The 14,208-nt window shown below is 50.6% G+C and carries 13 protein-coding genes, 1 tRNA gene and 1 pseudogene; 6 read left to right on the top strand and 9 right to left on the bottom strand.

The window, feature by feature from the left end; translation table 11 throughout:
- Positions 1-80 precede the first annotated feature (80 nt).
- The 4 genes from ansB to trmB form a co-directional block, all read right to left on the bottom strand.
- The gene (gene ansB, locus J1G48_RS03665; RefSeq protein ID WP_000394184.1) at positions 81-1,127 is read right to left on the bottom strand and encodes an L-asparaginase 2; all 1,047 of its coding nucleotides are present in this window, start codon (positions 1,125-1,127) and stop codon (positions 81-83) included.
- 188 nt (positions 1,128-1,315) lie between these two features.
- Positions 1,316-2,035, bottom strand: coding sequence for a DUF2884 domain-containing protein (locus J1G48_RS03660; RefSeq protein WP_000984829.1), 720 nt, complete (start codon positions 2,033-2,035; stop codon positions 1,316-1,318).
- A 49-nt stretch (positions 2,036-2,084) separates the two neighbouring features.
- Complete coding sequence (locus tag J1G48_RS03655) at positions 2,085-2,411, bottom strand: YggL family protein (protein WP_001107574.1); 327 nt, start codon at positions 2,409-2,411, stop codon at positions 2,085-2,087.
- Entirely contained in the window at positions 2,411-3,130 is a 720-nt protein-coding gene (gene trmB / locus J1G48_RS03650; RefSeq protein ID WP_000786890.1) for a tRNA (guanosine(46)-N7)-methyltransferase TrmB, read from the bottom strand. The genes J1G48_RS03655 and trmB overlap by 1 nt, the downstream gene beginning before the upstream one ends.
- Positions 3,131-3,284: 154 nt before the next feature.
- Between trmB and mutY the strand changes: the two genes are divergently transcribed.
- The 4 genes and pseudogenes from mutY to J1G48_RS03630 all read left to right on the top strand — a co-directional run bounded on the left by mutY (position 3,285) and on the right by J1G48_RS03630 (position 7,310).
- On the top strand, positions 3,285-4,337 hold the full coding sequence (gene mutY, locus J1G48_RS03645; protein WP_001148955.1) for an A/G-specific adenine glycosylase: 1,053 nt from the start codon (positions 3,285-3,287) through the stop codon (positions 4,335-4,337).
- Positions 4,338-4,364: 27 nt separating this feature from the next.
- Entirely contained in the window at positions 4,365-4,640 is a 276-nt protein-coding gene (locus J1G48_RS03640; protein WP_000091706.1) for an oxidative damage protection protein, read from the top strand.
- Positions 4,641-4,752: 112 nt separating this feature from the next.
- Positions 4,753-5,838, top strand: a complete 1,086-nt coding sequence (gene mltC / locus J1G48_RS03635; RefSeq protein ID WP_000976289.1) for a membrane-bound lytic murein transglycosylase MltC — start codon at positions 4,753-4,755, stop codon at positions 5,836-5,838.
- A 216-nt stretch (positions 5,839-6,054) separates the two neighbouring features.
- Positions 6,055-7,310 (top strand): annotated as a pseudogene (locus J1G48_RS03630) (nucleoside permease).
- A 61-nt stretch (positions 7,311-7,371) separates the two neighbouring features.
- Here the strand turns inward: J1G48_RS03630 and J1G48_RS03625 are convergent.
- A complete protein-coding gene (locus J1G48_RS03625; RefSeq protein WP_000839732.1) occupies positions 7,372-9,507 on the bottom strand; it encodes an ornithine decarboxylase in 2,136 nt (711 codons plus the stop codon).
- Positions 9,508-9,931: 424 nt separating this feature from the next.
- Here J1G48_RS03625 and J1G48_RS03620 point away from each other — a divergent pair, with 424 nt between their 5' ends.
- Positions 9,932-10,639, top strand: a complete 708-nt coding sequence (locus J1G48_RS03620) for a DUF554 domain-containing protein (RefSeq protein ID WP_000234466.1) — start codon at positions 9,932-9,934, stop codon at positions 10,637-10,639.
- A gap of 105 nt (positions 10,640-10,744) precedes the next feature.
- Positions 10,745-10,820 (top strand) — tRNA-Phe (locus J1G48_RS03615).
- 158 nt (positions 10,821-10,978) lie between these two features.
- Here the strand turns inward: J1G48_RS03615 and J1G48_RS03610 are convergent.
- The 4 genes from J1G48_RS03610 to ripC form a co-directional block, all read right to left on the bottom strand.
- The gene (locus J1G48_RS03610) at positions 10,979-11,359 is read right to left on the bottom strand and encodes a VOC family protein (RefSeq protein WP_000582672.1); all 381 of its coding nucleotides are present in this window, start codon (positions 11,357-11,359) and stop codon (positions 10,979-10,981) included.
- Between the two features lie 64 nt (positions 11,360-11,423).
- On the bottom strand, positions 11,424-12,749 hold the full coding sequence (gene ripA, locus J1G48_RS03605; RefSeq protein ID WP_000982337.1) for an itaconate CoA-transferase RipA/Ict: 1,326 nt from the start codon (positions 12,747-12,749) through the stop codon (positions 11,424-11,426).
- 24 nt (positions 12,750-12,773) lie between these two features.
- Positions 12,774-13,301 carry a (R)-specific enoyl-CoA hydratase RipB/Ich gene (gene ripB / locus J1G48_RS03600; RefSeq protein ID WP_001094307.1) on the bottom strand — a complete coding sequence of 176 codons (528 nt, stop codon included), beginning with the start codon at positions 13,299-13,301 and terminating at the stop codon, positions 12,774-12,776.
- 23 nt (positions 13,302-13,324) lie between these two features.
- Positions 13,325-14,167: an itaconate degradation C-C-lyase RipC gene (ripC, locus tag J1G48_RS03595; RefSeq protein WP_001112897.1), complete on the bottom strand. Its 843-nt coding sequence runs from the start codon at positions 14,165-14,167 to the stop codon at positions 13,325-13,327.
- Positions 14,168-14,208: the final 41 nt, after the last annotated feature.

The following is a 14,208-nucleotide window of genomic DNA, read 5'->3' as shown; positions in this document are numbered from 1 at the left end:
GATAATTAGCAAGATAATAGTGTTGGTTGTGCGAGAGGTCTTCCAAAAATAGCCCCGGCCTTCCGACCGGGGCATTATCATTAATACTGATTGAACATCGTCTGGATCTGTTTTGGATCTTTAGTCTGGGTTAACGCCAGTTGCAGTAAGACACGCGCTTTTTGCGGGTTCAGCGTGCCGGAAGCGACAAAGCCGTATTTTGCATCGTCAACTTCCGCATCCTGCGTGGTTGCGCCAGTCGGCACACGTGAAGAACGCACCACTACCGTACCGTTGTGCGCGGCGGTCGCCAGGGTATCAAAGACCGTTTTATACAGGTTGCCGTTACCCACGCCTGCGCTCACGATCCCGTCATAACCCGCGTCTACCAGCGCTTTTGCCGGCAGATCGGACGCATTCGCATAGTTATAAACGATACCGACTTTCGGCAACGCGGTCAGCTTCGACACGTCGAACGGGGTGGAGGTGGTATGTTTACGCTCTGGCGTACGCTGGTAGTCAATTTTACCGTTGTGGATATAACCCAGCGGGCCGTAGTTAACCGCTTTAAACGTCGCCACGTCAGTCGTATTGGTCTTAGTGACGTCGCGTCCGTCCATGACGGTATCATTCATTACCACCAGCACGCCGCGGTTGGCAGACTGTTTATCAGCCGCTGTTACTACCGCATTATAGAGGTTGAACGGGCCATCTGCGCTCATTGACGTGGAGGGACGCATCGCGCCGACCAGTACCACCGGTTTATTGCATTTCACGGTCAGATCGAGGAAATAAGCGGTCTCTTCCATCGTATCAGTACCGTGGGTGATCACGAAACCGTCGGTGCTGTCGCACTCGGTATTGATTTTTTTCGCCAGCGTGAGCCAGACTTCATCGTTCATATCCTGCGAGCCAATGTTAACGACCTGCTCGCCTTTCACTATCGCAATGTCCTTCAATTGAGGAACGGCATCCACCAGATTTTCGACACCGACTTTACCTGCCGTATAATTTGATTTTGTTGCTGAATCACCGCCGCCAGCGATCGTTCCGCCGGTCGCTAAGATGGTGATATTCGGTAAAGCGAACGCTGCGCCGCTGAAACCCATTACCAGAGCAGCTAATGCCGTTTTCCTGAAAAACTCCATGTTATATCTCCAGTTATGTCAACTGGTCGCATTATCTCTATATTGCAGACGAATAATGTGACGCCATACGATTAACCAGCGATATATATCCGACAGAGAGTATTTTTTAGAGATGGATAACAAAATGCAGGAAAAAACAGAATAAAAAGGCGCAGATACGATCTGCGCCATTGTTTAAAAAGGAAAGATTACTTCAGGCTGCCAACCAGCGCTTTGCGGCTATCTTCTAAGGTCACTACGCGGCTACAGACATCTTTGCCAAACTGCTGGAAATCTTTCTCCTGGTTTTTCCATTCGTTCTGGATAGCGGTTTGCAAACCACCGAGGCTGCCCATCACACCCTGTAAAGGATTGCCGCCGCCTTTAAGCACTACTTTGGCGCCCATTTCGTTAATGCTGTCCTGCAAAATACCGCCCATCGCCTGATTCACCAACTGCTGACCGTCGGCACGCACCTGGTCGATAGCCTTATAGTGGAACGTCAGGCCGTCCGTACGATGTTCAATAATGCGGTTCATTTGCGCTTTTAATTGCGCATCAAGCTTCGTCAGACGGCTACGCATGTTGCTGCTTTCGCCCACCTCTTTAGCGATGATTTTATCCAGCGCCACGCGGCCTTTTTCGACGCGCGATCGGGCGCCCTCATCAATCCACGGCAGCGCGCTTCGCAGTTCCGCCTGGTAATCTTTCGCTTGCTCGCGTTGCGCGGCGCTAAGGGTGTACTGCTTACCGTTGTACATCACATTGCCGTCCGGCGTGATCACCAGGTTGCCGTTTTCACCTTTCACCTGCACCGTTTGTGGACTCAGGATCACATCGTCACGCGGCGTGACGCTGCATTTGTAATCTGCATGAGCGGCCATCGCCGTAAACGTTAGCACTGCCGCCAGCAGCGTTTTGCGCATCATAACTTTCCCTCAAGACAAAGCGGGCCGGCATTTGCCGACCCTGTACTTATTAGTCCCACCAAACGTCGAAAAGTTCGCTGGTTCGGACTTCTTCAAGGTTGCGCGCTTCCAGCCACTTACGCACAATCGCCTGATGTTCTTCGGTACATTTACCGATTTCCTGCATACAAATCAGCCCTTCCCAGGCCAGGTAGCCGCTGCCGTCAAACGCCAGTTTATTAGGCTCAATAACGTCATTAATAAAGTCATCGACAGTCTTATCGACCTGCTCTTCAGATGTACCTTCCGGAAAACGCCATGCCACCGAAAATCCTAATTCCTGGAATTCGTCAATGTGCATTTTTTTACGCAGACGACGACTACGGTTCTTTGCCATTATTTCACCCTCTCGAACATTAAGTCCCATACGCCATGACCAAGACGATGGCCACGTTGTTCAAATTTCGTTACCGGGCGCGATTCCGGGCGCGGTACATAATCATTGCTCTCTGACAGATTTTTGTACCCGTCGATAGAAGACATGACTTCAAGCATGTGTTCCGCATACGCTTCCCAATCGGTCGCCATATGGAAAACGCCGCCCAATTTCAGCTTGCTCAATACCAGTTCAGCAAACGGCACCTGAACGATACGGCGTTTATTATGACGCGCTTTATGCCACGGGTCAGGGAAAAAGAGCTGAACCATCGATAAAGAATTGTCAGGAATCATTTTATGCAACACTTCTACCGCGTCGTGGCACATGACGCGCAGGTTTTCAACGCCCTCTTCATGAGCGGATGCCAGACACGCGCCGACACCGGGTGAATGCACTTCAATGCCGAGGAAATTCTGCTCCGGGCGCGCTTTCGCCATCGCCACGAGAGACGCCCCCATGCCAAAACCAATCTCCAGCGTCACCGGCGCTTCGCGACCAAACAACGTGGCGAAATCTACCGGCGCTTCGCTGAACTCGACGCCCATCACCGGCCAGTAGTTTTCCAGCGCGTGTTCTTGCCCCTTTGTCAGTCGCCCCTGGCGACGAACAAAACTACGAATACGGCGCAGCGGGCGACCGTTTTCATCAAATTCCGGTGAAATGACGTCGTTTTTCATAAAAGTGTAGTCTGCTGTGTTTGAGTTCTGAAAACGGGCATTATCCAAAGTTAGTTGCCGGATGCAAGCATGAAGCGCACTGCGGAAAGTTCCGGTTTACACCCTGCGGCCTCTGTGCTGCAATCTTGCCCCCGGCAATAATGAATGAGTTTCCATGCAAGCGTCTCAATTTTCAGCCCAGGTTCTGGACTGGTACGACAAATACGGGCGGAAAACGCTGCCCTGGCAAATTAACAAGACGCCTTACAAAGTATGGCTCTCGGAAGTCATGTTGCAACAAACGCAGGTGACGACGGTGATTCCTTACTTTGAGCGATTTATGGCGCGCTTTCCGACGGTAACGGATTTAGCGAATGCGCCGCTGGATGAAGTACTCCATTTATGGACCGGGCTCGGCTATTACGCCCGCGCACGTAATTTGCATAAAGCGGCGCAACAGGTGGCGACGCTTCACGGTGGAGAATTCCCGCAAACTTTTGCCGAAATCGCCGCGCTCCCCGGCGTCGGACGTTCAACCGCCGGCGCAATTCTCTCCCTCGCGTTAGGTAAACATTATCCGATTCTTGATGGAAACGTTAAACGTGTGCTGGCTCGCTGTTATGCTGTTAGCGGCTGGCCTGGAAAAAAAGAGGTGGAGAATACGCTGTGGACGTTGAGCGAGCAAGTGACGCCCGCACGCGGCGTGGAGCGTTTTAATCAGGCGATGATGGATCTGGGCGCGATGGTTTGTACGCGTTCAAAGCCAAAGTGCACCCTGTGTCCGCTGCAAAACGGTTGTATCGCCGCTGCGCATGAAAGCTGGTCATGCTATCCGGGTAAGAAACCGAAACAGACGTTGCCGGAGCGGACGGGTTACTTTTTATTGTTACAGCATAATCAGGAGATTTTCCTGGCGCAGCGCCCTCCCAGCGGTTTATGGGGCGGACTCTACTGCTTTCCGCAGTTCGCCAGCGAAGATGAATTACGTGAATGGCTGGCGCAACGGCATGTTAACGCTGATAATTTGACCCAGCTTAACGCGTTTCGCCACACATTTAGCCATTTCCACCTGGATATTGTGCCTATGTGGCTTCCCGTGTCGTCACTGGACGCCTGCATGGATGAAGGCAGCGCGCTCTGGTATAACTTAGCGCAACCGCCGTCAGTCGGACTGGCGGCCCCCGTGGAGCGCTTGTTACAGCAGTTACGTACCGGAGCGCCAGTTTAACGCCCCGGTCGATGAAGAGGATGACTTATGAGCAGAACGATTTTTTGTACTTACCTGCAACGCGACGCTGAAGGGCAAGATTTTCAGCTCTACCCTGGCGAACTGGGAAAACGTATCTATAACGAGATCTCTAAGGACGCGTGGGCGCAGTGGCAGCATAAGCAGACCATGTTGATTAACGAGAAAAAGCTCAACATGATGAACGCCGAGCACCGTAAGCTGCTGGAACAGGAGATGGTGAGCTTCCTGTTCGAAGGCAAAGACGTTCATATCGAAGGTTATACGCCGGAAGATAAAAAATAGGCCCGTTGCTGAATGACGCTGCGCTTATTCGGCCTGTGAGTTATGCCGGATAAGCCCTTAGCGCCGCTGCCCGGCAACATGGCATAACGACAACACAACATGCACTCCCGGAATGATGAAAAAATTACTCGCGCTTGCTGTTATTGCGCCGTTGCTCATCTCCTGCTCCAGTTCGACCAAAAAAGGCGAGACGTATAATGAAGCCTGGGTCAAGGATACCAACGGCTTTGATATTTTGATGGGGCAATTTGCCAACAATATTGAAAATCTGTGGGGATATAAGGAAGTCCTGATTGCCGGGCCGAAAGACTACGTCAAATATACCGATCAGTTCCAGACCCGTAGCCACATCAACTTTGATGATGGGACCATTACCGTTGAAACCATCGCCGGGACGGAACCTACCGCACATCTGCGCCGGGCTATTATTAAAACGTTGCTCATGGGTGACGACCCAACCTCCGTCGATCTTTACTCCGATGTCGATGACATAAAAATTTCTAAAGAACCCTTCCTGTATGGTCAGGTCCTCGACAATACCGGCCAGCCTATTCGCTGGGAAGGCCGCGCCACGACATTCGCGGATTACTTGCTGAAAACGCGGCTCAAAAGCCGCAGTAACGGCCTGCGTATTATTTACAGCGTCACCATTAATCTGGTGCCGAACCACCTTGATAAACGCGCGCATAAATACATTGGCATGGTACGCCAGGCCTCCCGTAAATACGGCGTTGACGAGTCGCTGATTCTGGCGATTATGCAAACGGAGTCCTCGTTTAACCCGTATGCGGTCAGCCACGCGGATGCGCTGGGCCTGATGCAGGTGGTGCAACACAGCGCCGGGAAAGATGTTTTCCGTTCTCAGGGTAAGTCCGGCACGCCAAGCCGTAACTTCCTGTTCGACCCCGCCAGCAATATCGATACCGGCACAGCGTATCTGGCGATGTTGAATAATGTCTATCTGAGCGGTATCGAGAATCCGACGTCGCGGCGCTATGCGGTCATTACTGCCTATAATGGCGGCGCAGGCAGCGTATTACGCGTATTCTCGAACGATAAGATTCAGGCCGCGAATATGATTAACCGCATGTCGCCGGGGGATGTGTACCAGATATTAACCACCCGACATCCATCTGCGGAGTCGCGCCGCTATCTGTATAAGGTGAATTCCGCCCAGCGATCGTATCGCCGCCGATAAACCATCGCATCCCGCCTCTGGCCAGCAAATGACAGAGGCGGGAAAGGCAAAAGTGTTAACTCCGTCACCCTTTTGCTTTGCAATCAGAAATTGTTTGCAAATATTTGTCACAGGTAACAAAAAAAGCCCGCCTCTCATTGATAGAATCACACCAAATCACAACGGCAAATGTGCCTTTTAAAACATTCATCCGCTCTCAGGTGTGAGGAAATTAACATGAATCTTAAGCTGCAGCTTAAAATACTCTCTTTTCTGCAGTTCTGTCTGTGGGGAAGCTGGCTCACTACCCTGGGCTCGTATATGTTCGTCACCTTAAAATTTGACGGCGCATCTATTGGCGCAGTTTATAGTTCACTGGGGATTGCCGCCGTCTTTATGCCGACCTTGTTAGGCATTGTGGCTGACAAATGGCTGAGCGCGAAATGGGTCTATGCCCTGTGTCATGTCGTCGCGCCATCACGCTATTCATGGCCGCGGAAGTCACTACGCCTGGGGCGATGTTCTTTGTGATCCTGCTTAACTCGTTGGCCTATATGCCGACGTTGGGCTTGATCAATACCATATCGTATTACCGCCTGCAGTCTGCCGGCATGGATATCGTGACTGACTTCCCGCCTATCCGTATCTGGGGCACCATTGGCTTTATTCTGGCGATGTGGGGCGTGAGTTTCTCCGGTTTCGAGCTGAGCCATATGCAGCTTTATATCGGCGCGACGCTTTCCGTTCTGCTGGTACTGTTTACCTTTACCCTGCCGCACATTCCGGTGGCGAACCAACAGAAAAACCAGAGCTGGACATCAATGCTGGGCCTTGACGCTTTTGCGCTGTTTAAAAATAAGCGGATGGCGATTTTCTTCATCTTCTCCATGATGCTGGGCGCGGAACTGCAGATCACCAACATGTTTGGCAACACCTTCCTGCATAGCTTTGATAAAGATCCGCTATTCGCCAGTAGCTTTATCGTGCAGCACGCCTCGGTGATGATGTCGATTTCGCAGATTTCTGAGACGTTATTCATCCTGACCATTCCGTTCTTCCTGAGCCGTTATGGTATTAAGAACGTTATGCTTATCAGTATTGTGGCGTGGATGCTGCGTTTCGGCCTGTTCGCTTATGGCGACCCGACGCCGTTCGGTACCGTTCTGCTGGTACTGTCGATGATTGTGTACGGCTGCGCCTTCGACTTCTTCAACATTTCTGGCTCGGTGTTTGTCGAAAAAGAAGTACGCCCGGAAATCCGCGCCAGCGCGCAGGGGATGTTCCTGATGATGACCAATGGCTTCGGCTGTATCCTGGGCGGCATTGTGAGCGGTAAAGTGGTGGAGTATTACACTCAAAACGGCATTACCGACTGGCAGACCGTGTGGCTCATCTTCGCAGGCTACTCGCTGGTGCTGGCCTTCGCGTTCGTAGCCTTGTTCAAATACAAACACGTTCGCGTTCCGGCAAGTTCGCAACCCGTTGCACATTAATCCTTGCCCTGTTTCGCAGGCCGGATAAGGTGTAAATGCCTTATCCGGCCTGCAGGCAACGTTACTTTAAAACATATCCGTACAAGCGTTGAATTCCATCGGCATCGGTCTCGCTATATACCCCCTGCAATTCCGGCGAAAAACCGGGCAACAGATTGATGCCCTCTTCCAGCGCCAAAAAATAACGCTGCGCCGCGCCGCCCCAAATCTCCCCGGGCACCACGCACAGTACGCCCGGCGGGTATGGCAATGCCCCCTCGGCAGCAATACGCCCGCCCGCCTCGCTGATACGCACCAGTTCTACATCGCCGCGAATAAAGGCGCTGTTGGCGTCCTGTGGGTTCATCGCCACATGCGGCAGGCTTTCTTTGCGGAACATCGCTTTTTGCAGATCCTTAACGTCAAAGCTAACGTACAGATTGTGCATCTCCTGACATAGCTCACGCAGGGTGTAATCGCGGTAGCGCACCGGGTATTTCTGAAAAACCGTCGGCAATACATCCGCAAGCGGCGTATCGTCTTCAATGTGCCGTTCAAATTGCGCCAGCATCGCGACCAGCCGCGCCAGTTTCTCTTCGCTCTCGGCGGGTGTCAGCAAGAACAGAATCGAGTTGAGATCGCACTTCTCAGGCACAATACCGTTCTCACGCAGATAGTGGGCGAGAATGGTCGCCGGGATGCCGAATTCGGTGTACTGCCCGCTATCGGCATCAATACCTGGCGTGGTCAGTAACAGTTTACAGGGGTCGACAAAATACTGGTCATCCGCATAACCCTCAAAGCCATGCCATTTCGCCCCGGGCTCAAAACTGAAGAAACGACGATTGCTGGCAATGGTCTCCGTCGGATATGCCTGCCACGGCTTGCCGTCAACCACCAGTGGGATAAAGGGCTGAAGCAGTTTGCAACGGGCGAGAATGGCTTTACGCGCGTCAATGCCCAGCGCAACGCACTCCGCCCACAGGCGGCGACCGCTCTCCCCTTCGTGGATTTTGGCATTGACATCCAGCGCCGCAAACAGCGGGTAGAACGGACTGGTTGAAGCATGCAACATGAAGGCGTTGTTCAGGCGTTTGTGCGGGCAAAAACGCGCCTGGCCGCGAATATGGTTATCTTTTTTGTGGATCTGCGAGGTTTGTGAGAACCCCGCCTGTTGCTTATGTACCGATTGGGTCACAAAGATCCCTGGGTCGTTTTCATTAAGCTCCAGCCGCAACGGCGAGGTATCCGCCATCATATTGATAAACTGCTCATAGCCTACCCACGCGGAGTCAAACAGAATGTAATCGCAGAGATGCCCGATTTTATCCACCACCTGACGGGCGTTGTAAATAGTGCCGTCATAGGTACCCAGCTGAATGATCGCCAGGCGGAACGGACGCAGCGCATCGGCGCTTTCCGGCATCACGTCACGAATCTGGTCGCGCAGGTACGTTTCATCAAAACAGTGCGCATCAATACCACCGATAAAACCAAACGGGTTACGCGCCGCTTCAAGATAGACCGGCGTCGCCCCGGCCTGAATCAGGGCGCCGTGGTGGTTGGATTTGTGATTATTACGATCAAACAGCACCAGATCGCCGCGCGTCAGCAGGGCGTTGGTGACCACTTTATTCGCCGCCGAAGTCCCATTCAGCACAAAGTAGGTTTTATCCGCATTAAACACTTTTGCCGCAAATTTCTGCGCGTGTTTGGCAGAACCTTCATGTATTAGCAGATCGCCAAGTTTCACATCGGCGTTACACATATCCGCACGAAACAGGTTTTCACCAAAAAAGTCATAAAAATGGCGGCCTGCGGGATGTTTTCTAAAAAACTCGCCATGCTGGTGCCCCGGACAAGCAAAGGTACTATTCCCCATGTCGACATATTGGGTCAGGGTGTCATAAAAGGGCGGCAGAAGTTCCGCTTCGTAGCGACTGGCGGCGTTTTCCAACTCCAGCCATTCCTGCGCGTTCCCGCCGATTACCGCCGTAACGCCGACAGGCGCGCTGACGGGTTCATCCGCAAGCATAAACACCGGCAGGTGAAAACCGGTGCGTTTAAGCAACGCCAGAATACCGCTACGGCTGTCGGCAGTGGTAATGACGACTGCGGCCACATCGGTAAAGTCGGTACTGTCCAGCGCCACTACGTTTCGGTGGGTGGATAGACGGGGGATGAGTTCACCGCTGGCGGCAATATTCATTGATTTCATAAGCGCAAATACCCGTTTCGGGAGTAGAGTAACCCCAGACAAGGCCCGATGCCTTGCCCAACGAGATGCCGGGTCAAACTGGATACCAGCTCCGACCGCCAGACATCAGTAAAAACAGACTGTTTCTGATTTTACTGTTGTCCTGCAGTGAGCGTGCGCTGCCCTCACCGCATAGCGGGGATGACAAAAAAAGGAAAGAAAGGGGCAAACCTCGCGCAGTCAGGCGACAGTGAAGACAATATAAAGGCGCTATGTTCATCCCGGCGAGCCCCATGCTGGCAGGAGAAATTTCGCGCAATCATGGCACCTTTCACCAGGCGGCGCAAGGTAAAATCAGCGCTCTATACGTCACAGATAATCAAGCTATTAACAGCTTAATCGCGTGATAATAAGGCAATTTGAAAGACAAATAACAGGAGTCATTGTGGTAATTGGACCTTTTATTAACGCTGGCGCAATTTTATTCGGCGGCGTTATTGGCGCGCTGTTAAGTCAGCGTCTGCCAGAACGGATTCGCGTCTCAATGACGTCTATTTTTGGTCTGTGCTCTCTGGGAATTGGCATTCTGCTGGTGATGAAGTGCGCTAATCTTCCGGTGATGGTGCTGGCGACGCTGGTCGGCGCGCTTATCGGCGAGTTTTGTTTGCTGGAAAAAGGCATTAATGGCGCAGTCGCGAAAATCCAACAATTATTTATGGCATCGGGTAAGAAGCCGACACACGACTCATTTATTCAAAGTTACGTCGCTATCATTGTACTTTTTTGCGCCAGCGGCACCGGTATTTTCGGCGCGATGCATGAAGGGATGACCGGCGATCCAAACATTTTGATCGCTAAATCTTTTCTGGATTTTTTCACTGCCATTATTTTCGCCTGTTCGCTTGGCATCGCCGTTTCGGCGATTTGCGCGCCGATGTTGATTATCCAGTTAACGCTTGCCGCCTGCGCCACCCTCATTCTTCCACTGACCACGCCGGCAATGATGGGCGACTTTAGCGCCGTGGGTGGACTGCTGCTGGTGGCTACCGGCTTGCGTGTATGTGGAATCAAAATGTTTCCGGTAGTGAATATGCTCCCGGCGCTGTTGCTGGCGATGCCGATCTCCGCCGCATGGGCGATGTTTTTTGCCTGATTCTGCGTGCAATAACAACAAAGTGGTGATAGATTGTGCAGTCTACGTTGATTTGAAGAAATTTCATTGACGAAGCGAGGCGATTACGGTTTAATGCGCCTCGTTGCCCGGATAGCTCAGTCGGTAGAGCAGGGGATTGAAAATCCCCGTGTCCTTGGTTCGATTCCGAGTCCGGGCACCACCTTTCCTTTTTTATGCTTTCTTATGAATACCTCGATGTCTTCAAGTCAATAAGTTTGAACATAGACTCTTTCCAGAAATTATTGCCATATGATCTCCATTAGACCAATATAAACGGATGCGTGATCATAATAAAGGCAGTAATAGTAAGTTTTAACATTAAACATACTGCGAAATTTCAATTAAGTTTCCATCAGGGTCCCTGATGTAGATAGACATTATCTCGCCTGTGGCTCCAGTTCTCTCAACCGGGCCTTCAACAATGGGAATGCCTGCCTGTAAGATCTCAGACACAACATCATTTATCGGTGTCGATGTAATAAAACATAAATCGGCAGATCCCGGCGTTGGTCTACTCGCTTTTGGTTCGAACTCCATTTCTTGCTGATGGAGGTTAATTTTTTGCGCTCCAAATATTAACGCTTTTCTGTTTTGTTTAAATGTTACCGCAGAAAAACCAAGTACCTCTTCGTAGAATCTTATTGTGGTTGATATATCAGATACCGTTAATACAAGGTGATCAATTCTGTCAATTATCATTTGAATAGACTCATGATGTTTATATTTTAGGGATGCTACATTAAAAAATAGCATTAACCTACTTTTAAATCAGATGCATTTTTTTTGCATCTACTCTAAGTTGCTGCCGAAAATTGGGATGTGCCAATTCAATGATGCTGAGCGCACGCTCGGTTGAAGAGAGCCCCTTCAGGTTTACGGAGCCAAATTCAGTGACTATCCAGTGCGTATCCGTTCGTGGGGTTGTTACAGGCCCCTCAAGGCGGGGAACAATACGAGAAATCGTATCATTCGCGGCCGTTGAGCGGGTCGTAATAATGGAACGACCTCCTTTAGATGCATATGCGCCTCTGACAAAATCCAATTGCCCTCCTGAAGCGCTGTACTGGTGTCCAAGCAAATATTCAGAGTTACAGGCACCAGTGAGATCGATTTGTAAGGTAGCGTTAATGGAGACAACATTCTCATTTTGCGCAATGATCCCCGGATCGTTAACATAATCGACAGGCCGACTAAAAAAAGAGGGGTTGTCGTTGAGATAGTCATACATATCCTTTTGTCCCATAGCAAAAGTAAATACAGACATTCCCCGGTCGATATTTTTACGCTGATTGGTAACGACGCCTTGTTGAATCAAACTTACCAACCCCGGATTCAGCGCCTCTGTATGGACCCCCAGATCATTATGTTCCTTGAGCGCATTACAGATGAGCTCCGGTAATGCGCCGACCCCCATCTGGAGACAAGCGCCATCTGGCACAAGAGAAGCGATAATCTGACTGATAGCAATATCTTCGGCTACGGCAGTACGTATTGGTAGTTCAATTAAAGGGACATGGTTTTCAACAATGGCGTCAATTTCTGAAATATGGATTGCAGCACCTTCTCCATGAACGCGCGGCATATATTTGTTAACTTCGACAATAAGCTTTTTAGCTGTCCTCGCAATCCGGGTGGAATAATCGTTTCCAGTTCCAAAATTAAAATAGCCATACTTATCCATAGGGGACACGGTGTGAATAAAGGTATCAATACCAATATCATCAGCTAGTAATCGCGTCGCCTGATGAAAATTTGAAGGTACATAGTTAACTATTTTTCGCCCGGAACTCTCAATCCCCTGACGTATTAAAGCCCGTTCAATACCGGTAATAAACATACTGTAGAGATGAATATAGTCACTTAGCTCATAACGGAAAATAGTGTTCCCGGCAATGCTGGCTGTTTCATAACAGTAAACCCGCAGATCGTTGATTTCTCCCCTTTTCGCTCGCTTTGCCAGCGCATTCAGCAAAGCTGGAGGCTCTGCTGCAAACATTCCCATAGAGAGGTGACTGCCGGAGGTAATTAAAGTAACCGCCTCGTCAGGCGTCACGCATTTTTCGGCATACACTGCATTAACATTCATCATGACTCTAAACCTCAGGGCGATTTCTCAATAAGCGGCGTCTTCTTCAGGCGAACATCCACAGCAATAAACTAACATTGTTCGTTCGAAGCGCATGACCTCTACACCATTCTGGTTAATACCACATGTCCGAACGGTAACGATGCCTTGTCCCGGGCGACTATTTGACAGGCGTTTGCTGAGTACAGTGCTTTCAGCATAAAGTGTATCCCCTGCGAAAACCGGATGGACGGCTTGTACCTTATCCCAGCCAAGATTGGCCACGACCTTGGCGCTGACAGTACGCACGCTCATACCGGTTAAAAGCGCCAGAGTGAACGTTGAATCAACCAGTAACTTTTTCCATTCCGTTTTGCTGGCGTAAGCCGCATCGAAATGGACCGGCTGCACATTGAGAGTGAGCAGGGTAAACCACACATTATCGGCGTCCAGAACCGTCCGGCCGGGACGATGTTCAAAAACATCACCGGGATGAAAATCCTCCCAGTAAAGACCCGAAATTTCTCGGTAGCGCCCCTCGCTAATGGTTTTATAAGCGGGTAATAACGTGTTCATAATCAATTCCTCTGTTAATAAAATCAGGAAAAGATCCCTGCCCGGGCGAGTAATCTCCGGGCCTGACGGGCAACGGCTGCATCTATCATCATGCCGCTAACGATCCCGACGCCTTTGGCATTCTCTGTCAGTACTGCACGAGCATGATTAATTTCTGCCGTTGTAGGAGTAAATGCGGCGTTGATTACACTAATCTGAGCGGGGTGAATAGCCGATTTTGCAGAAAAACCAAAACTGAGCGCCTGCAGCGTTTCCTCTTTCAGACCTGAAAAATCGCCTATATCAAAGAAGGGAGCATCTATTGCAAGAAGCCCTTTCATAGCGCAGGCAGCCACTATTCTGGCCCGCGCCAGCGCAAGAGGCTCCCAGGCGGGTGTCGCGCCAATGTCAGCCGCCATATCTGCGGCGCCAAACATCAACCCGCAGAGTCTGGGGGTGGCGTCCGCAATAGACTCTACGGCATTAAGCCCAACAACTGACTCAATAATGCCAATAAGGCGAGTATCAGAACCAGCCATCATGATAAGACTATCCACGATTTGCAGGTGCGCGGCTGACTCTGTTTTCGGAAGAATAATGTAATCAGGAAAAAAACGGCATTCCAGTAACATATGCAGGTCTTCAATGCCAGCATGAGTATTCATTCCATTAATTCTTAATGCTATTTTCAGCGATGAGTTTGGTCGGGATGAAAGGAACTGCATCGCAATTTTCCGGGCCTGCGCCTTGTCATTCGGGGTGACGGAATCTTCAAGATCGATAATAGAAATATCCGCCGCACTTTCAACTGCTTTTATGAAACGTTCTGGTCGAATTGCTGGGGTAAAAAGCCAGCTACGTGTCGGTGTATGAGAAATATCGGGCATATTGCACCTCCTGTTAACCTCACTATGCGCTCGCTGGTTTC

Origin of the sequence: Salmonella sp. SAL-020, from assembly GCF_017372215.1 — a bacterium.
Classification (GTDB): domain Bacteria; phylum Pseudomonadota; class Gammaproteobacteria; order Enterobacterales; family Enterobacteriaceae; genus Salmonella; species Salmonella enterica.
The sequence above is the reverse complement of the archived record's forward strand: the minus strand, read 5'-3'. Positions and strand labels throughout refer to the sequence as shown.